Source organism: Vallitalea maricola (assembly GCF_036985595.1).
Taxonomy (GTDB): domain Bacteria; phylum Bacillota; class Clostridia; order Lachnospirales; family Vallitaleaceae; genus Vallitalea; species Vallitalea maricola.
The window spans coordinates 25964-51097 of sequence record NZ_BTPU01000028.1; the positions used below are offsets into that span (position 1 = coordinate 25964).

Annotated in this window: 18 protein-coding genes and 1 other annotated feature; of the genes, 17 read left to right on the forward strand and 1 reads right to left on the reverse strand. The window is 30.5% G+C overall.

The window, feature by feature from the left end; genetic code table 11:
* The first annotated feature begins 151 nt into the window (after positions 1 to 151).
* The 17 genes from AACQ14_RS09700 to AACQ14_RS09780 all read left to right on the forward strand — a co-directional run bounded on the left by AACQ14_RS09700 (position 152) and on the right by AACQ14_RS09780 (position 23846).
* Positions 152 to 2152: a methyl-accepting chemotaxis protein gene (locus AACQ14_RS09700; RefSeq protein WP_339363381.1), complete on the forward strand. Its 2001-nt coding sequence runs from the start codon at positions 152 to 154 to the stop codon at positions 2150 to 2152.
* Between the two features lie 304 nt (positions 2153 to 2456).
* Entirely contained in the window at positions 2457 to 4442 is a 1986-nt protein-coding gene (locus AACQ14_RS09705; RefSeq protein ID WP_339363382.1) for a methyl-accepting chemotaxis protein, read from the forward strand.
* Between the two features lie 45 nt (positions 4443 to 4487).
* Positions 4488 to 4988, forward strand: a complete 501-nt coding sequence (locus tag AACQ14_RS09710; RefSeq protein ID WP_339363383.1) for a gamma carbonic anhydrase family protein — start codon at positions 4488 to 4490, stop codon at positions 4986 to 4988.
* A gap of 302 nt (positions 4989 to 5290) precedes the next feature.
* Entirely contained in the window at positions 5291 to 6031 is a 741-nt protein-coding gene (gene recO / locus AACQ14_RS09715; RefSeq protein WP_339363384.1) for a DNA repair protein RecO, read from the forward strand.
* Between the two features lie 32 nt (positions 6032 to 6063).
* Positions 6064 to 6867 (forward strand): hypothetical protein, encoded by an 804-nt coding sequence (locus AACQ14_RS09720; protein ID WP_339363385.1) that lies wholly within the window; start codon positions 6064 to 6066, stop codon positions 6865 to 6867.
* 59 nt (positions 6868 to 6926) lie between these two features.
* The gene (locus AACQ14_RS09725) at positions 6927 to 7307 is read left to right on the forward strand and encodes a DUF7670 domain-containing protein (protein WP_339363386.1); all 381 of its coding nucleotides are present in this window, start codon (positions 6927 to 6929) and stop codon (positions 7305 to 7307) included.
* Positions 7308 to 7466: 159 nt separating this feature from the next.
* Positions 7467 to 7643 (forward strand) — a binding site (T-box leader).
* Between the two features lie 67 nt (positions 7644 to 7710).
* On the forward strand, positions 7711 to 9099 hold the full coding sequence (locus tag AACQ14_RS09730; RefSeq protein ID WP_339363387.1) for a glycine--tRNA ligase: 1389 nt from the start codon (positions 7711 to 7713) through the stop codon (positions 9097 to 9099).
* Between the two features lie 353 nt (positions 9100 to 9452).
* On the forward strand, positions 9453 to 12074 hold the full coding sequence (gene ppdK / locus AACQ14_RS09735; RefSeq protein ID WP_339363388.1) for a pyruvate, phosphate dikinase: 2622 nt from the start codon (positions 9453 to 9455) through the stop codon (positions 12072 to 12074).
* Positions 12075 to 12164: 90 nt separating this feature from the next.
* Entirely contained in the window at positions 12165 to 13592 is a 1428-nt protein-coding gene (locus tag AACQ14_RS09740; protein ID WP_339363389.1) for a DUF445 family protein, read from the forward strand.
* A gap of 102 nt (positions 13593 to 13694) precedes the next feature.
* Complete coding sequence (locus AACQ14_RS09745; RefSeq protein WP_339363390.1) at positions 13695 to 13958, forward strand: FeoA family protein; 264 nt, start codon at positions 13695 to 13697, stop codon at positions 13956 to 13958.
* Between the two features lie 94 nt (positions 13959 to 14052).
* A complete protein-coding gene (gene feoB / locus AACQ14_RS09750; protein ID WP_339363391.1) occupies positions 14053 to 16056 on the forward strand; it encodes a ferrous iron transport protein B in 2004 nt (667 codons plus the stop codon).
* A 239-nt stretch (positions 16057 to 16295) separates the two neighbouring features.
* Positions 16296 to 17309: a deoxyguanosinetriphosphate triphosphohydrolase gene (locus AACQ14_RS09755; protein ID WP_423247992.1), complete on the forward strand. Its 1014-nt coding sequence runs from the start codon at positions 16296 to 16298 to the stop codon at positions 17307 to 17309.
* A gap of 175 nt (positions 17310 to 17484) precedes the next feature.
* Entirely contained in the window at positions 17485 to 19257 is a 1773-nt protein-coding gene (gene dnaG / locus AACQ14_RS09760; protein ID WP_339363392.1) for a DNA primase, read from the forward strand.
* 35 nt (positions 19258 to 19292) lie between these two features.
* A complete protein-coding gene (rpoD, locus tag AACQ14_RS09765; protein WP_339363393.1) occupies positions 19293 to 20369 on the forward strand; it encodes an RNA polymerase sigma factor RpoD in 1077 nt (358 codons plus the stop codon).
* Positions 20370 to 20652: 283 nt separating this feature from the next.
* On the forward strand, positions 20653 to 21342 hold the full coding sequence (locus AACQ14_RS09770) for a tRNA (adenine(22)-N(1))-methyltransferase (RefSeq protein ID WP_339363394.1): 690 nt from the start codon (positions 20653 to 20655) through the stop codon (positions 21340 to 21342).
* Positions 21333 to 22133 carry a Nif3-like dinuclear metal center hexameric protein gene (locus tag AACQ14_RS09775; RefSeq protein WP_339363395.1) on the forward strand — a complete coding sequence of 267 codons (801 nt, stop codon included), beginning with the start codon at positions 21333 to 21335 and terminating at the stop codon, positions 22131 to 22133. Before AACQ14_RS09770 ends, AACQ14_RS09775 begins: the two co-directional genes overlap by 10 nt.
* A gap of 48 nt (positions 22134 to 22181) precedes the next feature.
* On the forward strand, positions 22182 to 23846 hold the full coding sequence (locus AACQ14_RS09780; RefSeq protein WP_339363396.1) for a nucleoside kinase: 1665 nt from the start codon (positions 22182 to 22184) through the stop codon (positions 23844 to 23846).
* 43 nt (positions 23847 to 23889) lie between these two features.
* Here AACQ14_RS09780 and AACQ14_RS09785 read toward each other — a convergent pair whose 3' ends face one another.
* A complete protein-coding gene (locus tag AACQ14_RS09785; RefSeq protein WP_339363397.1) occupies positions 23890 to 25134 on the reverse strand; it encodes a sensor histidine kinase in 1245 nt (414 codons plus the stop codon).

Below are 25134 nucleotides of genomic sequence, written 5' to 3' on the forward strand. Positions count from 1 at the left end.
AATTACTAATAACAATTATATATAGTAATAAGCTTAAACAACTATATTATATAATTATTATATATCAATCAATTAAATAGAAATCATTGACAATTTTTACAAAAAAGTGTAATATTTTAATTGTTATTTACTAGAAAGGGGCTGATTTATTATGAAGAGTATCAAGTCAAAATTGATCTTAATTTTGTGCGTCATAATTGTGATTTCATGTAGTGGGTTAGGGTTAATCTCTTATAATTTTAGTAAGCAGGCGTTGGTAGATTCTGTAGAAAATAATCTCATAACTATTGCTGAAAAATCATCACAATTAATAGAAGAAAGAATTAATAAAGAGTTAGGTAAACTAGAAGTCATTGCTGGCAGAACAAGGATAACAGATCCAGATAATACTACAGAAGATAAGTTAGATGCTTTAAGAGAGGAAATCAAGAGAAATGGATATCAGCTGATGGATTTAGTAGATACTGATGGGCAGGCTGTTTCTACAGGTAATAAAACATATGATCTAAGCCATAGGGAATATTTTAAAAGAGCAATGAATGGACAATCTACCATTTCAGATTTATTAGTTAGTGCTGAGGATGGCTCGCTGATTGTTGTATATGCTACACCTATAAAATCTGATACAGATATAACAGGAGTTCTAGTAGCAGTAAAAGAAGCAATTTCTTTCAGTGATGTTATAAAAGATGTAACAGTTGGAGAAAGTGGTTATGCATATGTAGTAAATGATCAGGGTATGATTGTTGCGGATAAAGATGTTAACAGAGTTAATAATGTCAATTTATTGGAAGAAACAGCAAGTGATAAGAAATCTAAAAAATATAAAGAACTACTAGACAAAATGATTGCAAAAGAACAGGGTAGTGGTTCATATACATATGATGATTCAAAGTATATGATTGGATATTCACCAATTAATAATACTAACTGGTCAATTGGAATAACAGCTCCTTTGGGTGAAGTTTTATCAGAATTAGATGGATTAAGAAGTAGTACGTTAATGATATCAGGAGTAATATTAATCATATCATTATTCTTCATATATCTAGTGGGAGCATTCATCACTAAGCCTCTTGTTGATCTATCAAAAAATATAGATATCATGGCTCAATTTGACTTAAGAGAAAACAATGACAACAAAATTTCTAAGCACAAAAAGAGAAAAGATGAGATTGGATTTATATTCAATTCAATATGTGTTATGCAGAATAATTTTGTTAGCTTGATTAAGAAAATAACAGATACGGTAAATAGTATAACAGAGTCATCATCTAGTATGAGTTTGACAACTCAGCAATCAGCGCAAGCTGCTGAGGAAGTTGCTACTACTATAAGTGAGATTGCCAAGGGAGCTACGGATCAAGCAAAAGATACTGAAAAAGGTTCTGAGACTGTTTATGAATTAGGTGATCTTATACAAAAAGAACATGAATGTATGGAGGAAGTAAGTACTAATTCAGATAAAGTAATAAAGCTGGCTGATGAAGGACTTATTGAAATTAATGAATTAAAAGAAAAGACTGATCTTAGCAAGGAAGCATCAATAGAAATCTTTGATGTAATCAAAAAAACCAATGAAAGTTCTAAAAAAATATCAAAGGCAAGTACCATGATAGCATCTATTGCAGAACAGACGAATCTGCTAGCACTTAATGCTGCTATAGAGGCTGCTAGAGCAGGTGAAGCAGGTAAAGGATTTGCGGTTGTAGCAGATGAGATTAGAACTCTGGCTGAACAATCTACTGAATCTACTAAAGAAATTGATTTGGTAGTGAATGAATTAATTACTAATGCAGGTCAGGCAGTTAAACGAATGGAAGAAGTATATACTATAGTTAGTCATCAAATAAGTAGTGTTGATGTTACAGAAGGTAAGTACAGGCAGATTGTTGATGCTATAAGTAACACAGATGATAGTATAGAAAGATTAAGTAGTATAGGTGTAGAATTACAAAAGAAAAAAGAATATATTCTAGATGTTATACAGAATCTATCAGCAATCGCTGAAGAAAATGCAGCTAGTACAGAAGAAGCAGCAGCTTCAACTGAAGAGCAATCTGCATCCTTACAGCAAATTGCAAGTACTAGTGAAAGTCTCGCAGAATTAGCAGCAGAATTAAATCAAGAAGCTTCTAAATTCCAGCTATAGATATAAGGGTTATCTCAATAATACATAAGAAATTTATGTGTATTATGAGATAACCTTATTTTGTTTTTATACTATTTTATTGGGCATTGTATTAATATTATTAGATATTTCAAATGGTATTCTTTTTATAATTGTATTAAGTAATTTGTGTAATAACAGACTTGCTTTTGTTATGATATCATAAGTATTTTCTTTAATAAATAAAGAAAAAAACATTACTTACAAATTATTTGAATTGTACAATTTGACATTTTTTGGTGAAAGAGTTAGAATTATCACATGATAAATGGGGGAGGATACAGCAGTGAAAAGTATAAAAACGAAGTTGATTTTAGCAATATCAGTCATTGTGTTAATATCATGTGTTGGAGTATCAATAATATCATATACATATGGAAGCAGAGTCTTATTAAATAAGACAGAAGATAATCTGGTTGTTATATCAGAAAAGTCATCTCAAGTAATTTCTGAAAGAATTAATATCGAAAAAGAAGTACTCAAATCTGTTGCATCCAAAGAAAAAATTGTTGAAACTTATGTAACTAAAAGAGAAAAAATGATAGCACTTAATAACGAAATAAGAAAATATGGGTATTCTAAGATGTTAATCGCTAATATTGATGGACAAGCTTATTCCAATGACAACAAAGCTTATGATATATCACAAAAAGAATATTTTAAGAAAGCTTTACAAGGAGAAACTATAATTTCAGATGTTACTATAATTGAAGATTCTCTAGTGGTAACATATGCTACTCCAATTTGGAGAGGTGGAGGAGTATGTGGTGTTTTAATTGGAGTTAGAGATATTAATACATTTATTGATATGATCTCTGATATAACTATTGGAGAAAGTGGGTTTGCATTCATAGTTAATAAAAATGGTCAATTGGTAGCAGATAAAAGTATTGAAAGAGTTGTTGATAGTGTCAATCTATTAGAAGAGTCAAAGGGCTTTAGTAAATATAATGAGATTGTCAATAATATGATAGAAGGACAAAGTGGCAGCGGAAAATATAGTTTCAATAATGTTAATAATATTATGGGATATGCTCCAATACTAAATACCAATTGGTCACTAGGGGTTGTGGCACCAGTAAATGAAGTATTAAGTGAACTAGATAAGATGAAATCAAGCAGTTTTAAAACCATACTTACAACTTTAGTGATAACTTTAATAATAGTTTATATATTAGGAACAATGATTGCTAGACCTCTAAGAAAATTAGCAAAAGTGTTAAACAAATTATCTAGATATGATTTAAGTAAAAATGATGAGAATATCAGCAGATATTTTAAAAGAAGAGATGAGATTGGAATCATTTCTAATTCTTTATCAAAGATGCAAGACAATTTTATAGATCTAATCAAAAAAATTACTGACGCATCAAGAGAAGTAAGAGATTCTTCTCTTTCTATGACAGATATTACTGGACAATGTGCACATGCTGCCAATAGTGTAGCAGTAACTGTGGGAGAAATTGCAAAAAGTGCTTCAGATCAAGCACATAATACAGAAGTGGGTTCAGATTCAATATATCAGCTGGGTAATTTGATAGAAGATGAGAAAACTGTCATGGAAGAACTTAATAATAACTCTGATAAAGTAGGTGAGTTAATAAAATCAGGTTTAATTGAGATAGATGAGTTAATTAATAAAACTGAAGAGAGTGGTAAATCAGCAAAAGATATTTTTGGAGTTGTTGCAGAAACAAACAAAAGTACACAAAAAATCAGCAAAGCAAGTACTATGATTGCGGCTATTGCAGAACAAACTAATCTATTAGCTTTAAATGCAGCAATAGAAGCAGCTCGAGCAGGAGACGCAGGAAAAGGATTTGCAGTAGTTGCAGATGAAATAAGAAAACTTGCTGAACAATCTACTCATTCAACCAAAGAAATTGATAACATAGTTAACGAATTAATTAATAATGCTCAAGAAGCAGTAGTCAAAATAAAAGAGGTTTCTGATATCGTTGAACAGCAAGTTACAAGTGTTAAAGTAACAGAAAATAAATATAGAGATATTTCTCTTGCTATTAACGATTCAAGTAGAAGTGTTGAGAAACTGAATAAATTGGGCGAAGAACTCCAAATAAAAAAATCTAATATACTAGATGTTATAGGTAATCTATCTACCATTGCAGAGGAAAATGCAGCTAGTACAGAAGAAGTTGCTGCATCTACGCAAGAACAATCTGCATCATTGCAATTGATAGCAACCACTAGTGAAAAATTATCTAATCTAGCAAATGAATTGGATGAAACTACATCCCAATTCAAATTATAATATTGTTGATGTTGAAATTTAATAATAAATGAGGTGGCTAATAATATGACATATAAAGGATATAAACCGGAAACTCATGAAAGTGCTTATATTGCTCCAAGTGCTGATGTTATAGGACAAGTTAAGGTGAAAGAAAATGCAAGTATATGGTTTGGTGCTGTGCTTAGAGGAGATATAAATAAGATAACAGTAGGTAAATGTTCTAATGTACAAGACAATAGTACGGTCCATGTATCAGAGGATGCTGGTACAGAGATAGGTGATTATGTTACTATAGGTCATAATTGTATTATACATGGCTGTAAAATAAATGATTACTCTCTTATAGGTATGGGCAGCATAATATTGGATGGTGCAGTTATAAGTGAATATTCTATAGTTGGAGCAGGAAGCCTAGTTACAGGTAATAAGATATTTCCACCTGGTGTACTCATATTAGGTTCACCAGCAAAGGTTAGAAGAAAACTTACTGAAGAAGAAATAAACAAATTAAAACAATCAGCGAACCATTATGTTGATACTGCAAATGAATATAAAATTCAATAATAAGCAAGAGGAACTGTTACAAATCGGCAATAGTTCCTCTTGCTTTATTCATTGATGACTAATATCATTTAATGTATCTTGTTAGAAGAAGGAGCAGATGTTCGTCTTGTAGTTGTAACATATTTGAAAGTATATTATAATATACTCATATTTCATTAAAACTCTTTGATGGCATCAATTTTTCTTGTGTTAAATATTAAGAAGGCATTTTAGTAGAATATATGGCTTGTAGTAATTTACTTGATACAGATGGAGTGTTATAATATCATAGAATAAGAGAGATGTATTATAGGAGTAATAAAATGGATGACATAAAGACAAAAGGCATTGTTGTAAGTGAAATGCCTATAGGAGAAAATGATAAACGCATAGTTATTATTACAAAAGACAAAGGTAAGATAACAGCTTTTGCTAGAGGTGCTAGAAAAACAAATAGTATGTTTCTTGCTGGTTCTCAATTATTTTGTTATGGAGAATACATATTATATAAAGGAAAATCCTCATCCTATAATGTTAAACAAATACAAATAATAGAATCTTTTCATGGTATACGCAAAGATATAGAATTATTAGCTTATGGGTTATACGTATTAGAGTTTGCGGCATTTATCACCCAAGAAAATGTACCTAATAAATCCCTTATGAAACTTATGTTAAAAACTTTGCAGATATTAGTTAAGAAAGTCATTGACTATGATTTGATAATGAGAATATTTGAATTGAAAGCCATGAGTTATATAGGTTATACCCCTAATGTAATAAACTGTGTCAACTGTGGTGAGAAATGTGATAAGTATTCTTTCAGCATTAAGTTAGGAGGAATTATTTGCAAAAACTGCTCAAATGAGCACAAATATGTGCTTAGAATAGATAACAGTACTATTTATACCATGAGATATATTCTTGCTACATCCGTTGAAAAATTATTTAGCTTTCAGGTTAATGAAACTATCAAATACGAATTGACATTAATAATGAAAAAATATATTGAATATCATCTTAACCACAAATTCAAATCTTTAGATTTTTTATTAAAATTATAGAATGATAAAAAATTATTTTAAGGAGAATTATTATGAAAGTATTAAAATATTTTATATGCATATTTAGTATTTTTATCTGTATTTTTTTGTCTGGATGCACTTCTAAGAAAATAGATTTTATTGCTGGTGAATTCCTTTATGAAATAAATGATGATGATGTAGAAGTTACATTCATTAAGAAAAATGATAAAAATTATGATAAAGAAAAATATAAAGATTTTGTAGAGAGCAAGTTGAAGGAACATAAAGAGATAGATGTTAAGATTAAGAACATAGAATTGTATGGAGAAAATATAAGAATTACTTTTGGTTTTGAAGAATTATATGATTTGGATAGAGTTCTTAAAACAAATATTTTTCATGATTCTCTACAAGATTATCTAGATGATAATAATATTAATTATGACCAGTTTGAAGATAAGGATGTATTATATAATGTATTAAGTGGTGAAGAAATAACTGAACAACAGTTAGAAGATAATAAAAAATATAGTTTAATCAGACTAGATTGTAATAATTCTAAAATAAAAGTTGATGGAGATATAATATATGCAAGCAAGCAAGGTGAAATCATAAAGAAAGACACTATTTATTTTAAAAACTATGGCACTTATTATCTATTATATAAGCCTTCAACTGGAATAAGCAAATGGGTTTTATGGGCGTTGTTGATATTAATAGTTGGTTACGCTATCTACCTAGGTATTAAATGGCAATCTAACAAGAAAAGCTCTGTTAACTGTTATTACTGTGGTCAGAAGAATGATTATGATGCAATATATTGTAAAATATGTGGGAATAAGATTAATCAAGAGATAAAAGATAGCAATAATTAATTGTTAGTGATTTGGTTTTGAGTTTAATGTTCATACAAGCTAAAATGAGGTGGAAGTAAATGAGTTCTATTTCTAAGCATTATCGAAAACTACATATTGTACGCTGGATTGCTCGTGTCATAAGCTCGTTATCAATAGCATTTTTTCTCTTTATATTTATTGGAGAGTGTATATCTAATTTTGGTCCTTTGACACTAGAAGGAGTAATGATAGCAGGTTTTGCAGTTGTATTGATGGTGGGAGTTTTAATTTCTTGGTGGAAAGAAGGTATTGGTGGAATTATTTTAATAATTAGTGGTGTTATATTTGCAATATTTATTTACTTAACAGCAGGAACAAACAGGATTTTAGCATCAACGTTAATCAGTTCACCTTTTTGGACATCTGGGGTTCTATTCTTGATAATCAGATATAAAATAGGTGATAACAAAAAAATGTGATTAATATATCTATAAAAAATTTAATGAAATTTATCTTTTAGTGTTATTATCTAATAATTAACCTTGACATAGAAAGGCTGTTTTGTTATACTTTTTCTCATATATAGATATTTTATAAAATATATTGTAATTAAATATTATTATGTTGAATTATATAATGACTCTGTAATGACAAAGAGAAGTAATTAATTAAATAAATTCTTGTAGCGAGTTCAGGGTGGTGTGAGCTGAATAGAATATAATTAATGAATGGCACTTTTGAACAGATAATTAAGTGGATGTGCTATATTACATCAATTAGGGTGGAACCGCGGAAGATGTTCTTTCGTCCCTTCTAGGGATAGAAGAATGTCTTTTTTTGTGAAAAAATATAAATATAGATATATAGAAAGGATGTTTTAAGATGGAAAAGACTATGGAAAAAGTAGTTGCCCTTGCAAAGGCTAGAGGTTTTATTTATCCAGGATCAGAAATATATGGAGGATTAGCTAACACATGGGATTATGGTCCTCTTGGAGTTGAACTTAAAAACAATGTAAAAAAAGCTTGGTGGCAAAAATTTATTAAAGAAAGTCCTTACAATGTAGGTATTGATTGTGCTATATTAATGAATCCACAAGTATGGGTGGCTTCTGGTCATGTAGGCGGTTTTAATGATCCATTAATGGATTGTAAAAGCTGTAAAGAAAGATTTAGGGCTGACCAATTAATTGAAAACTACATGAAAGAAAATAATCTTGAAATTGAAGATGCTGTTGATTCATGGTCCAATGAAAAAATGAAAAATTATATTGAAGAAAATGGTATTGTCTGTCCTTCTTGTGGAGAGAAAAATTTTACAGATATTAGACAATTCAATTTGATGTTCAAAACTTTCCAAGGTGTAACAGAAGATGCTAAAAATACTGTTTATTTACGTCCAGAAACAGCACAAGGTATTTTTGTTAACTTCAAAAATGTACAACGTACGTCAAGAAAGAAAATTCCATTTGGTATTGGTCAAATAGGTAAATCTTTCAGAAATGAAATTACACCAGGTAACTTTACATTTAGAACTAGAGAATTTGAACAAATGGAATTAGAATTTTTCTGTGAGCCAGGAACAGACCTTGAATGGTTTGAGTATTGGAAAAAATATTGTGTCAATTGGATATTATCTCTTGGTATAAAAGAAGAGAATATGAGATTGAGAGACCATAGCCAGGAAGAATTATCTCATTACAGTAATGCAACATCTGATATAGAATACCTATTCCCATTCGGTTGGGGTGAACTATGGGGTATTGCTGATAGAACAGATTTTGACTTAAGAAAACATCAAGAAACTTCTGGTGCTGATTTGACATATTTTGATGATATGAAAAAAGAAAAATATATTCCATATTGTATAGAGCCTTCACTAGGTGCAGATAGAGTAACACTTGCATTTTTATGTGAGGCATATGATGAAGAAGAATTAGAGAATGGTGATGTAAGAAAAGTACTACGTTTCCATCCAATAATAGCTCCAGTACAAATTGCTGTTCTTCCATTATCTAAAAAATTATCTGAAGAAGCAGAGAAAATATATGCTATGTTAGGTAAACATTATAATGTTGAATATGACGATAGAGGTAGTATAGGAAAAAGATATCGTAGACAAGATGAAATAGGAACTCCTTATTGCTTAACATTTGATTTTGATTCTTTGGAAGATGGAGCTGTAACTATTAGAAATAGAGATTCAATGGAACAAGAAAGAGTTAAAATTGATGACTTGCTAAATTATTTAGGACAAAGAATAACATTTTAGCATAAAATTACACAAAAAAAAATATTAAACAGTTACTTTATTAGTGAATTGGTTAAAATCTATATATTAGTAGAAAAAAACAAAAAAAAATCTACTTATTTTAAGTTTTTGTGTTATAATATATGTCGGACTGACATATAAGTAAAATTTTAGCAAATAGCATCAGATAAATAATTTACAGTTATATTGATGAAATGGTTGTTAGAATTATACAATTTGGTCATAATTTATTATAAGGTCATTAATTAACTTATTTATCTTTATCAAGTACTAATGACATAAAAACTAAGAGGTTTAAGCCTTAAGTTTTTAATATAAATAATTAAAGAAAAGATTATCAGGAGGTATATTTAATGAGCAAGAAATATGTTTATATGTTTAGTGAAGCTGATGCATCAATGAAAAACCTTCTTGGTGGAAAAGGTGCTAACTTAGCAGAAATGACTAAGCTTGGTTTACCAATCCCTCAAGGATTTACTGTTTCAACTGAAGCTTGTATTAATTATTATGATAATGGTGAAAGTATTTCTGATGAAATTAAACAACAAATCGAAGAAGCTTTAGTGAAAGTTGAAGAAATTAATGATAAAAAATTTGGTGATAATAGCCAACCATTATTAGTATCTGTTCGTTCAGGTGCTAGAGTATCTATGCCTGGTATGATGGATACAGTTCTTAACTTAGGACTTAATGATGTATCTGTTGAAGGATTCGCAAAAGCTACAGAAAATGCAAGATTCGCATACGATTCTTATAGAAGATTTATTCAAATGTTCTCAGACGTTGTTAAAGGTCTTCCAAAATCAAAATTCGAAAGAGTATTAGACGATATCAAAGAAGCAAAAGGATACGCAAGTGACTTAGATTTAACAGCTGATGATTTAAAAGACGTAATCACTGCTTTCAAAAATTTATATAAAGAACAATTAGGTGATGACTTCCCACAAAATCCAAAAGAGCAATTAATGGCAGCTGTAGAAGCAGTATTCGGTTCATGGAACAACGAACGTGCTATCATCTACAGAAGAATGAATGATATTCCAGGTAACTGGGGAACAGCTGTTAATGTTCAAACAATGGTATTTGGTAACATGGGTGAAAGTTCAGGAACAGGTGTTGCTTTCACAAGAAACCCTGCAACTGGTGAAAAAGGAATCTATGGAGAATACTTATTAAATGCACAAGGTGAAGACGTTGTTGCTGGTATTAGAACACCAGAACCTATAACAAGACTTGAAGAGGATATGCCAGAAGTATACAAACAATTCATGGAAATCGCTTCTAACTTAGAGAACCACTACAAAGATATGCAAGATATGGAGTTTACTATTGAAAAAGGTAAATTATATTTCTTACAAACACGTAATGGTAAAAGAACAGCAGCTGCTGCATTAAAAATAGCTGTTGATCTAGTAGAAGAAGGATTATTAACTTCAAAAGAAGCTTTAATGAAAGTTGAGCCAAAACAACTTGATCAATTACTTCACCCTAACTTTGACGTTGCTGCATTAAAAGCTGGAACTGTAGTAGCTAAAGGTTTACCTGCATCTCCAGGAGCTGCTGCTGGTAAGGTATACTTTACTGCAGAAGATGCTGCTGAAGCTGCTAAGAGAAACGAAAGAGTTATATTAGTTAGATTAGAAACTTCACCAGAAGATATTGAAGGTATGTACGCTTCAGAAGGTATCTTAACAGTACGTGGAGGTATGACATCACATGCAGCTGTTGTAGCTCGTGGAATGGGTACTTGTTGTGTATCTGGTTGTGGAGACATCGTTATTGATGAAGAAAAGAAAGTATTTACTGTTGCTGGACAAACTGTTAAAGAAGGAGATTATATCTCATTAGACGGTTCAACAGGAAATATTTACATTGAAGATATTAAAACAGTTGATCCTGAAATTTCAGGTGATTTCGAGAAGTTCATGTCATGGGCTGACGAAGTTAGAACATTAAAAGTAAGAACTAATGCTGATACTCCAAGAGACGCTCAGAAAGCTGTTGAGTTTGGTGCTGAAGGTATCGGACTTTGTCGTACAGAGCATATGTTCTTCGAAGAAGATAGAATTGCAAAAATGAGAAAAATGATCGTTGCTAAAGAAGTAGAAGAAAGAAAAGCTGCTCTTAGCGAATTATTACCAATTCAAAAAGGTGACTTCAAAGGTATGTACGAAGCATTAAAAGGAATGCCAATGACTGTACGTCTTCTTGACCCACCACTACATGAGTTCTTACCTCATGATGAAGAAGATATCGTTGCTTTAGCAAAAGATATGGGTATCACTTTTGAAGAATTAAAAGCTACTGTTGATTCATTACATGAATTCAACCCAATGCTTGGTCATAGAGGTTGTCGTTTAGCTGTAACATATCCAGAAATAGCTGAAATGCAAGCAACAGCTATTGTTGAAGCAGCAATCGAAGTTAAGAAAGAACAAGGATACGATATCGTTCCTGAAATCATGATTCCATTAGTTGGAGAAATTAAAGAATTAGCATATGTTAAAGATGTAGTAGTTAAAGCTGTTGACGCTGTAATAGCTGAAGCTGGTGTTGAGATGGAATACAAAGTTGGTACTATGATTGAAATTCCACGTGCTGCATTAACTGCTGATGCAATTGCAAAAGAAGCTGAATTCTTCTCATTTGGTACAAATGACTTAACTCAAATGACATTTGGATTCTCTCGTGATGATGCTGGTGCTTTCTTAGAAGATTACTACAATAAGGGAGTATTTGAATCAGATCCATTTGCTAGATTAGATCAAACTGGCGTTGGTCAATTAGTTAAGATGGCAGCTGAAAAAGGTAAAGCTACAAGACCTGATATTAAATTAGGTATCTGTGGAGAACATGGTGGAGACCCTGCTTCAATTGAGTTCTGTCATAAAGTAGGATTAAACTATGTATCTTGTTCACCATTTAGAGTACCTATCGCTCGTTTAGCTGCGGCTCAAGCTGCTTTAAATAATTAATAAATAGGAATTTATATTCCGTGAAAAAGCCGTCAGTTTGACTGACGGTTTTTTGTTATATTATAGAATTAAGAATGAAGGTGTGTTTTTATGGATATGAAAATAATATTTGCTCCTATCATAGGTGCAGGAATAGGGTATTCTACTAATTGGATTGCAATCAAGATGTTATTTAGACCTTACACTGAAAAAAGAGTCATGGGTATCAGACTGCCCTTTACACCAGGATTAATACCAAAAGAAAGAGAAAGAGTAGCTAAATCAATTGGTGAAGTTATTCAAGATTATTTATTGACAGATAAAATTATAGTAAACGAACTACTAGAAGATTCAACAAAAGATCATGTACTGGAATTAATAAACCATAATTTGTACAATGATGAAGGAAATATTGATTTAGAACAATTACTATTATCTAATGATAATAAACCTGTACTTGATAAATTGAAAGATATCCTGGTTAGAAGATTATATGACCTTATACAAGATAAAAATACAAAAGAACAATTGCAAAAAGCAATAAGTGAAAGAATAAGTACAAGTCTAAAAAAAGTCAAATTGACAGATATAGTAAGTGAAGAAGAGCTTAATCATAAATATGAAGATATCATATACAATCAAAAAACCAGAGCAATATTAACTGATTTCTTATCTGGCATAATCAAGGAAGAGGCCACTATCAATGAGATAATTGATGAAGAGATGATTAATAATGTAAAAAGATTTTTTATTGATTATATTGATACATTAACAAGTGACTTGAAAATATTTGAAAATGAAAAGCTGAAAGAAAGAGTAGTAGGTCTGATTGATGCAACTATAAAAGAAAAAGTTGGAGCTTTCGGTGCTATGTTTGTTAATGGAGAGAGTATTTATCAAACCATAGCAGAAAAATCAAAAGAAAAACTACAAGAACAAGAAGTAAAAGATGAAATATATACATTTGTAATAGAAAAAATAGATGAAGTAACTAATAGACCTTTAAGAGAGATTTTATCTAATGACACAAGAGAGAGTTTGATTGGATGGTTAGCTTATTACATACCAAAAAATCTTTCAAAATTAGATATTACTAGTGCCATTGACTTGAAGAATAATGATCTATACTCATTAATTAATAACTTGGTAAATGATAGTCTAGAAGATAAAATCAACCATATGGTTAATGACAATTATGAAGAAATGCTGAGAGACAAAGATATTAGTGAAAGTATTGAAAAAATTGTAGATACTTTGTTTGATAGAGTGCTACCCACTAATATTAAGGTTACAGATGAAGATAAGAAGGAGATAGATACTTTTATCCTTGATAAATATAGTTCATTTGTTAATAAGCACATGACTAAACTGATAAGAGATGTAAAATTAAGTTCTATCATAGAAAAGCAGCTTAACATGTTTGATATCAAAATGCTGGAAGACATCATATTATCCATTGCCAGAAAAGAGCTCAATGCGATTACTTTACTAGGCGGATTATTAGGCTTTATCATTTCTTTTCTCGCTGTTTTATTATAGATTTTTTGCAGATATCAATTTATTATTTATGTTGACTTTTGAGTATATGTAAGATATAATTAATACAAGTGATAATCATTATCACTAGATGGAGTTGATTATATGACATTAGATAAAGCGGAGAATAAACAAATATTTATTGTAAATGATATTGTGCAAGAACAAAGAATGAAAAAACGTCTTCAAGACATGGGATTGACTAAAGGAACTAGAATAAAGGTTCTATCTAATAATACAGGCGGTTCTTTTATTCTTAATATTAGAGGTTCAAGAGTTGTAATTGGCAAAACAGTTGCAGAAAAAATACATGTTCAACCTAGTGAACATGAAGCTTATGATATAAAAGCTGTTGGTAATGCCTGTTAGAATTATTGAATTATAAAGCAAAGCTTACCATAAAATGAGTTAATGAAAGATAACTTGATAGTCTATAAAGATACTTTTATAAGTGTCTTTTTGTATGTTTACAGAAAGGGATATGACAATGAATGGTGATATAAGAGTTGCTTTTGTAGGAAATCCTAACTGTGGGAAAACTACATTGTTTAACGCATATACAGGGGCTAAACACAAAGTAGGAAATTGGCCTGGAGTTACTGTAGAAAAAAAAGAAGGAACAATTACATATGATGACAATAAGATAACACTTGTTGATTTACCTGGGATATATAGTATATCTCCTTATTCGATGGAAGAAATTCTTACAAGAGAATATATATTGGAAAATGATCCAGATGTAGTTATTAATATTGTTGATGCCTCTAATCTAGAGAGAAATCTATATTTAACACTTCAATTAATAGAACTTGGTAAGCCAGTTATCATAGCTCTTAATATGATGGATGTTGCTAGAAACAGGGGATTTATAATTGATATCTCCAAATTATCAGAACAACTGAATGTACCTGTTGTAGAAGTTGTAGCTATTAAAAAGACAGGTTTAGATGATTTATTGAAAAAGATTATCCATACAGCTGGTAATAAAAAAGATTATGAACCAATTAAATTAGATTATGGTAATAAGATTGAAGAAGAAATAGATAAAGTAGAAAAAGAACTTTCAGGAAAAGACATTCACCATAATACATTAAGATGGTATGAATTAAAAGTTGTTGAAAATGACAGGGAAATATGTAATAAGCTAAATATAAAGAATGAATTTAATTATGAAGAAGAGATTGCAAAAAGGAAATATGATTATATTACTGATTTCATTAATAATATTTTGACTAACCCTTATGAGGAAGATGAGACGTTTTCTGATAGAGTGGATAAAATTGTGACTAATAAATGGGCTGGACTTCCTATTTTCATTTCTATGATGTTACTTGTGTTCGCTTTCACATTTAAAGTAGGAAACTTTTTAGCTGATTTGCTTAATATAGGATTCCAAGGCTTTAGTAACGTGATTACGGATTTATTGACATCCATAGGTGCAGCAGACTGGTTACTATCACTAATAGTTGATGGTATTATAGGAGGAGTAGGAGGAATACTTATTTTTCTTCCTAATATTGCTTGTTTGTTTTTAGCCATATCCATACTAGAGGATAGTGGATATATGTCAAGAGTTGCCCTAATAATGGATAAATTCATGAGAAAATTAGGACTTAGTGGAAAGGCATTCATACCAATGATTCTTGGTTTTGGATGTTCAGTTCCTGCGATTATGACAGCTAGGACTCTAGAAGATGAAAGAGATAGATTGACAACTATACTGATAACACCTTTTATGTCTTGTAGTGCAAGATTACCGATTTATATATTATTCTCAAATATATTTTTCCCAGGAAATGAAATATTAATCGCATTTTCATTATACTTTCTTGGTGTAGTTGTAGCAGTATTGATTGCTTTAATATTCAAGAAAACCCTATCCAAAGGAGAAACTGCTCCATTAATATTGGAACTACCAGCGTATAAGAAACCTTCTCCAGGCACTATTCTCATATTTGTATGGGAAAAGGTAAAAGGATATATAATTAAGGCTGGAACAATAATATTTGTTGCGTCTATAGTAATATGGTTTTTACTAGAATTTAATTTATCAGGCAAGGCGGATATAACAACTAGTATGGGAGCGTCTATTGGACAAGTTATAGCACCAGTATTCAAACCTCTGGGATTCGGTAATTGGCAAGGGGCTTTATCATTGATTGCAGGAATAATGGGTAAAGAGATTGTTGTAAGTACTATGACTGTTATTTATGGTATAGGAGATGTAGCTTCTGATGGTAACATGTTACAGTTGTCAACTAAACTGATAGCTGCTGGTTTTACTAGCCTTAGTGCATATTCATTTATGGTTTTCTCATTATTATATACACCTTGTGTTGCTACATTAGGAGTAATAAAGAAAGAAACCAATAGCTGGAAATGGACAATATTCTCATTTGTATATCAATTGGTAGTAGCTTGGATAGTGGCAATGATTGTATATCAAATCGGAAGTATGTTTATATAAAAAGCAATGTTATAAAAATAGGCTGTTTCATAATATGCATTTTATGTTTATCTTTTGGATATTGGCATAAAAGATATTATGAGATAGCCTAATTTGCTGTATGTGCTACAAAATTGTACCAAAAAGAAAAAACACATAAATAAGAGGATTTTAATAAAAAATGCAGTATATAATAATTATAATGATTTTTTAGAGACTTAATTATAATATACGTTATACAAAAGAAGGGGGCGTTTTATATAGATTGTCTAAGAATTGAACAAGAAAAGCGGGAAGACATTATTTTAGATAAATACGCAATGAAGAGTAAAAATACTCGAGGGAGAGAAATAGAAGAAGAACCATGTGATATTAGAACGGAATTTCAAAGAGATAGAGATAGAATAATACATTCAAAAGCATTCAGAAGGTTAAAACATAAAACTCAAGTTTTTATATCTCCTGAGGGAGATCATTATAGAACCAGATTGACCCATACTTTGGAAGTAGCCCAAATCTCAAGGACTATAGCAAGGGCACTTAGACTTAATGAAGATCTCACAGAAGCAATTGCATTGGGACATGATCTGGGTCATACACCTTTTGGACATGCTGGAGAATTTGCACTGAACAAAGTGTGTATCTATGGGTTTAAACACAATGAGCAGAGTATCAGAGTTGTAGAGAGATTAGAACGAAAAGGTAAAGGACTCAATTTAACATGGGAAGTAAGGGATGGAATAGTTAATCATCCAACAGCAGGAAAGCCAAGTACTCTAGAAGGTAAGGTAGTAAGGTTGTCAGATAAGATAGCGTATATAAATCATGATATTGATGATGCTATAAGAGCTAGAATTCTATCTGAAAAGGATTTGCCATCAGAATATACTAAGGTTCTAGGAGCAACTTCTAGATCTAGAATCAATAATATGATACATGATATTGTGAAAAATAGTATGAACAAGAATGATATTATTATGAGCAAAGACATGGAAAAGTCAATGAGCAGTCTTCGAAAATTTATGTTTGAAAATGTATATGTGGGTTCAAAAGCAAAAGAGCATGAATTGAAAGCCCATAATATGTTAAGACAGTTATATAAATATTTTATAATCAATAAGGAACTGTTACCTATGGAGTATCAAGATATGATTGATATTAATAATGAACCTATTGAAAGAGTTGTATGTGATTATATAGCTGGAATGACGGATAGATATTCTATTAACATCTTCTCAAAGTTATTTATACCTGCTTCTTGGAAAGAAATGTAGCTTTGTGTAGTTTGTCGATGATTTAATAAAAATTTATAAATAATTAAACATTTTTAACAAAAATAAAATTAATTAAAGGAATCTTAAAAAGTATGTCGAAAAATAATAGGGTGTGCAAAATACAATACAATATTAATAAGATATTACAATTAAGGAAATGGAGTTTTAATTCTATATGTATTATCCAGAAGAATTAATTGAAGAAATAAGAATACAAAATGATATTGTAGATGTCATATCATCGTATGTACAATTAAATAAAAAGGGTAGTACCTATTTTGGGTTATGTCCGTTTCATAATGAAAAGACTCCATCATTTTCTGTTAGCAGTGATAAACAGATGTATTATTGTTTTGGCTGTGGCGTTGGAGGCAATGTTTATACATTTGTCATGGAATATGAGAATTTTTCATTTGTAGAAGCTGTAAAATTCTTAGCTGATAGAGTTCATATTACTTTACCAACAGTGGAAGTTTCTGATGAAGTTAAGAAACGGATGGATTTTAAACATCAACTAGTAGAGGTTAATAAAACAGCTGCTAGATATTTTTACTATCAATTGAAATCCGAAAAAGGTAAATATGCTTTGGAATACCTGCAAAAAAGAGGAATCAGTGAAGAAACACTTAAAAAATTTGGATTAGGTTATTCTAATATTTTTAGAAATGATTTATATAGATATCTTAGTGAAAAATATGATGAAAGAGTGCTTAATGAATCAGGTTTGGTTATTCCAGAGAAAAAAACTCCAGGAGAATATTTTGATCGTTTTTGGAATCGTGTTATGTTTCCTATATTTGATGTACATAATAGAATTATAGGGTTCGGAGGTCGTGTATTAGGTGACTTCAATCCAAAATATCTCAATTCTCCCGAAACAAAGTTGTTTGATAAAAGACGTAATCTATATGGTCTTAATTTAGCTCGGTCTTCAAGGAAAGAAAATATCATTATTGTTGAAGGATATATGGATGTTATTTCATTATATCAAGCTGGTATCACTAATGTAGTAGCTTCCTTGGGAACGGCGTTTACTATTGAACAGGCTGCATTGATTAAGAGGTATACAGATAATGTTGTAATATCATATGATAGTGATACAGCTGGAATAAAAGCTGCACTTAGAGCTATTCCAATACTAAAATCAAAAGGGTTATCAGTAAGAGTACTGAGAATAAAAGATTATAAAGATCCTGATGAATTCATAAAAAATAAGGGAAGTGAAGCATTTATAAATTTAATTAATAATGCTACATCAGGCTTTATGTTTGAAATTGAAGAATTAGGAAATAAATTCAATTTAGAAGATCCAGATAACAGAACAAAGTTTCATAAACAAGTTGCTACAAAACTTTTAGAACTAGATAGTGAAATAGAAAGAGATAATTATCTAGAAGCAATAGCTAAAATATATAATACCAAAAAACAACTATTAGAAAAATTAGTTGTAGAGACTGGTAAAAATACGGGGATTGTATCCTCTAGGCAAGAAATAAAAAAAATAAATAGCCAAAAAAACAAGAATTCGGAAGATGGTATAATATTGGCACAAAAGAGTATATTAACATTAGTTGCTAATAATTATGATATCTATAAAATAGTAAAAAAATATTTAAAGGTGACAGAGTTTCTTGATGAGTTTTATAGAAAGGTTGCCAAGGAAGTTTACGAAGCCTATGAAAATAGCAAAAAAGTGGAATATGCAGTTATTATTAATAAGTTTATGGAATTAGAGGACCAAAAGAAAGTAGCTGGAATCTTCAATAAGAAGATATTGTTTGAGAATAAACTCCAATTAGAAAAAATAATAAATGAAAATGTCAAACTAATAAAAGCTGCTAATATTGATGCTAATTCGCGTATTATAAATAACACAAATGAACTACAAAAACTTATTTTAGCAAAAAGAGAATTACAAGGATTGCATATTTCTCTTAAGGATGGTTAGACTAGTAAACACAAGGAAAGGATGGATCCTGCGTTATGGCGAATGAAGAAAATTTAAGTAAGTTTGAGGAAAAAATGAAAGCCTTAATTGATTTGGCCAAAAAAAAGAAGAATGTTCTTGAATATAAAGAGATAGAAGCCCATTTTGGTGAATTAGTAAATGATGCTGATAAAATTGAAATAGTATATGATATCTTAGAAAAAGCAGGTATTGATGTATTAGGATTAATTGAAGAAGATGATGAACCAGTCAAAGAATTGGATTTATCTTTACCTGAGGGACTTAATATTGATGACCCTGTAAGAATGTATCTAAAAGAAATCGGTAAGGTACCATTATTATCAGCAGAAGAAGAAGTAGATTTGGCCATGAGAATGGAAAATGGAGATCAAGAAGCTAAGAAAAAATTAGCTGAAGCTAACTTAAGGCTGGTTGTAAGTATTGCTAAACGTTATGTTGGACGTGGTATGTTATTCCTTGATCTTATTCAAGAAGGTAATCTTGGACTTATTAAAGCTGTTGAGAAATTTGATTATAGAAAAGGTTATAAATTTAGTACTTATGCAACATGGTGGATTAGACAAGCTATAACAAGAGCTATAGCTGACCAAGCAAGAACAATAAGAATTCCTGTGCATATGGTTGAAACAATTAATAAGCTAATAAGAGTATCAAGACAATTATTGCAAGAATTAGGAAGAGAGCCTGCTCCAGAGGAAATTGCTGAAGAATTAGATATGCCTGTAGATAAGGTAAGAGAAATATTAAAAATATCTCAAGAACCAGTTTCCTTGGAAACACCTATAGGTGAAGAAGAAGATAGTCATCTTGGTGACTTCATTCAAGATGAAAATGTTCCTATACCAGCAGATGCCGCTGCATTTACTCTTTTAAAGGAGCAGTTAGTAGATGTACTTGATACATTAACGGATAGAGAACAAAGAGTTCTGAGACTAAGATTCGGTCTTGATGATGGAAGAGCAAGAACTCTTGAAGAAGTAGGAAAAGTGTTCAACGTTACAAGAGAGAGAATAAGACAGATAGAAGCAAAAGCACTAAGGAAACTAAGACATCCAAGCAGAAGCCGAAAATTAAAAGATTATCTAGAGTAATTCCATTCACCACATAAAGTATAAGATATCCTGTACTTTAGTGGTGATTTTTATAATATTTCCTACTAAAAGAAAACTACATGAAATATAGGGTACAGAAAAGTACAATACACAAATACAAAAGCTATATGAAAAATACCGAGTGGAGATAGTATAGGGGAATATGGAGCAGTGAGCCAAGGACGGCGAACTCAGTCGTTTAAACATGGACGTTTAATCGACTGACGGAATATTTCCCTATACTATCTCCGCGACTGTTAGGCACAGTCCATAAGGAGGCACTATGGAAATATCAAATAGATTAAAAGCTATTAGTGATATGGTAGATAATAATTCAGTCATAGGAGATGTAGGCACAGACCATGGATACATACCCATTTATTTGGCAAAACAACACAGAATAAAGCATGCCATAGCACTAGATATAAATAAAGGACCCTTAGAAAAGGCTAAAAAGAATATTAAAGAATATAATGTAGAAAACTATGTCGAGACTAGATTATCTGATGGGTTAAAAGAAATAAACGAAAATGAAGTGGATACTATTATAATTGCAGGAATGGGTGGAACACTTATAGAAAGAATTTTAGATGATGGTTCTAATATAGTATGTAGTGTTCATAAATTAATATTGTCACCACATTCCGATACCCAGTGTATCAGAAAAAAAGTACATGAACTCTATTTCACAATAACTAAAGAAAAATTAATCAAAGATGAAGGAAAATATTATAACATAATATGCGCTGAGAAAGGAAAAGAAAAAAAATATGATACTATAGGCTATAAATATGGTAAAATATTAATTGAAGAGAAAGTACCTTTACTTAAAGAAAAGCTACAAGTAGAGAAAAGTAAGTATACACAAGTGTTAGAAATTCTTAATAGACAAAATACAGAGAATGCAATAGCAAGAAAAAAAGAGATACTATCAGAATTGAACATTTTAGAAGAGGTGTTAGGATGTCTGTAAAATGTATTGAAATAATTAGCAAAATGAAAGAATTAGCACCACCCAAATTAGCTGAAAGCTGGGATAATGTTGGCTTGTTAGTTGGTGACAGTAATATGAGGGTTGAAAAAATATTGATATCTTTAGATGCAACGAAAGATGTTGTCGACGAAGCAATTTCAAATGAAGTAGATATGATATTAACTCATCATCCAATTATTTTTAAAGGTGTTAAACATATAAACACTTCAACTGTTATTGGCAGAAAGCTTATTAAATTGATTAAGAATGATATCTGTGTATATTCAGCTCACACTAATCTTGATTCAGCTAGTGAGGGATTATCAGTTTTATTAGCTGACAAATTAAAATTGAATGATAGTGATATTCTAGAACCTAACAATAACTTTGATGTACTAGATTTATGTGGTACAGGTAGGATCGGTTACCTAGAAGAAATGACTTTAGAAGAATTGAGTCATTATGTAAAAGATAAACTTAATCTGGAGAGGGTTAGAGTAATAGGTAATTTGGATAAAAGAATCAAGAAAGTGGCTGTGAGTCCTGGCAGTTCTATGGAATTTGCAGAGACTGCATATAAAAACGGTGCAGATGTCTATATAACAGGTGATATAAAATATCATGATGCAATGGATTATCAAGAAAAAGGAATGGCTCTAATAGATGCTGGACACTTTGGTACCGAAAACATTGTACTGCCTATGTTTGAGCAGTACATTAAAAAATGTTTTGGTGAACAACTACAAATCATTACCAGCAAGATTAATAAAGATCCTTTTATCATAAAATAGTATAACTAAAATGAGGCAAATAATTAAAATTACGAAGGGGGTACTAACATGAGAAACTTAGTGGAAATAATATTACCAGACGGTAGAAAAAGACATGTAGAAAAGGGTATTTCATTACTAGAACTCAGTAAAAAGTATCAAAAAGAATTTAAGGCACCTATAGTATTAGCATTGACAAATAATAAATTAAAAGAATTACGTAGTCATATAAATGTAGATTGCAAACTAGAATTCTTAGATTTAACAAGTAGAGATGGTTACAGGACATATCTTAGAAGCGTATCATTTTTGATGATAAAATCAATTTATGATATCTTAGGAAGAGGTCCATCTGCAAAAGTAATAATACATCATTCTCTAAGTCGTGGATTCTATTGTGAGTTAAAAGATCATGAAGTAACAGAAGAATTATTAGTTAAAGTTAAAAACAGAATGGATGAATTGGTTAAAAAAGATGTTCCTTTCTTGAAAAGAACAGTCAGTCTTAACAAGGCAATAAAAATATTTGATGAAAATTTTATGGAGGATAAAGTAAGATTATTCAACTATAGACGAGTATCAAATGTTAATTTATATAAAATAGAAGATTTCGAAGATTATTTTTATGGATATATGGTTCCAAGTACAGGATATCTTAATAATTACGATTTACTAAAATATGAAGATGGTTTTATTCTACAATTCCAAAGTAGAAATAAGCCTACGGATATTGCACCATTCCATAACCAGCAAAAATTATTTAAGACCTTGAAAGAATCCTCTGACTGGGGAGAAATAATGGATGTAGAAACAGTAGGAGCACTCAATAATAAAATATCAGAAGGTAAGATTAATGAACTTATTTTAATAGCAGAAGCATTACAAGAGAAAAAGATAGCAGCTATTGCTGATACAATTATGAAAGATATAGACAAAAAGAAAATAATATTCATTGCTGGACCATCATCATCAGGTAAAACAACATTTGCTCATAGATTATCAATTCAATTAAGAGCTAATGGATTAAAACCTCATCCTATATCAGTTGATAATTATTTTGTTAATAGAGAAGATACACCTAGAGACAAAAATGGTAATTATGATTTTGAGTGTTTGGAAGCCTTAGACATAAAGCAGTTTAATACAGATATGATGAACCTGCTGAATGGTCAACCAGTTGAAATGCCAGAATTTAATTTCAAAGTTGGTAAAAGAGAGTATAATGGCAGAGTTCTGCAACTAGAGAAGAATGACTTGTTAGTAGTTGAAGGTATTCACTGTCTTAATGATAAATTATCAATGGGGATTCCAAGAGATAATATGTTCAAAATATATATTAGTGCTCTTACTCAACTGAATGTTGATAATCATAATAGGATACCGACTACAGATGCAAGATTGCTAAGAAGGATTATTAGAGATAACACTTATAGAGGAACCAACGCTGAGAAAACCATAGCTATGTGGCCATCAGTTAGAAAAGGTGAGGAGTTATATATCTTTCCATATCAAGAAAAAGCAGATGTGATGTTTAATTCTGCTTTAGTTTATGAGCTGGCAGTATTAAAACAGTATGCAGAGCCATTGTTGTTCAGTATATCAAAAGATAAACCAGAATATATTGAAGCAAAAAGGCTAATCAAGTTCTTAGATTATTTCTTAGGTGTTAGTAGTGAAAAAATTCCTAGAAATTCTTTGATTAGGGAATTTGTTGGTGGAAGTTGTTTTAGATAGAAATAAGGGTTGTCGAATATTCGACAACCCTTTGAATTTATATTTAATTTGGAATGGATGTTGGTATTGTAATGATTATTTCAGTTCCGATTCCAAGCTTGCTTCGTACTTTTATTTTACCTTTGTGTCCTAAAACAATGATTTTGGCAATGGATAATCCTAGACCATGACCACCTGTCTGTCTAGTCCTTGATTTATCTGAACGATAAAAACGGTTAAAAATATTACCTAAATCTTCACGGCTGATTCCGATACCTGTATCTTTAATACTAATACTTATACCTGCATCTGCTTTATAAGATTTTATGATAATTTTTCCGGATGGTGGAGTATATTTGATTGCATTATCCACAAAAATTCTAATAGCTTGTTTTAATCTATTTTTATCACCGCTAATTAATACGTTTGGAGTTATTGTATGTTCAATTATGTGCTTTTTGTCAATAATTCCAGTTTCTTTTATGACTTCATTCAATAGCTCATTTATATAGAAATTTTCTATATTGTATTCTAGAGTCTGATTATCATGTCTGGCAAGAAACAGTAAATTTTCTACTAGATCTTTCATGTTTTCAGCTTCATTTTTAATAGCTTCAATTGACTCATTAAGAACTTCTTCATCTTTTTTACCCCATCTTTGTAACATGCTGGCATAACCATCAATTATTGAAATCGGAGTTCTTAGTTCATGGGATACATCCGAAACGAATCTTTTTTGTTTAGTATAATCTGTTTTGAGGCTATCAAGCATTTTGTTCAATGTATATGCCAAATCTTTTAATTCATATTTGGCTTCGCTGATATTTAATCTGGCATCCATGTTATATATAGTTATATCCTTAGCCATTGTTGTCATAGTATATATAGGTTTTAAGACTTTTTTACTTTTATGAGAACCAAATAACCAAATGATAAATAGACCGAACAGTTCACCTGCACCTACCAGAAGGGCTAAAATTTTTGTTCTATTAGTAAATGAGCTGACATTGAAATAATAAAATATCTTATGGAACTTATTGTTCAAGGAAATTATATCCTTGTATGGTAATTTCTTATTTTCTTTTATGAATTCAAAAAACTGGATTTTTGTCTCAGGATAAGGTATACCAAATAAGTTATCATCGCTTGCATAGACTATATTATCATCCAGTTCTGCAATAATAATATCTGAATCTCTATAAACAGCTATTTTTCTAATTGTATCTTTTATTTCCAAGTCAGTTGTACATTCTTTTAATAAGCTTTCATCAACATTTATTTTCTTAGGTATAAAAATTTTATGTTCCAA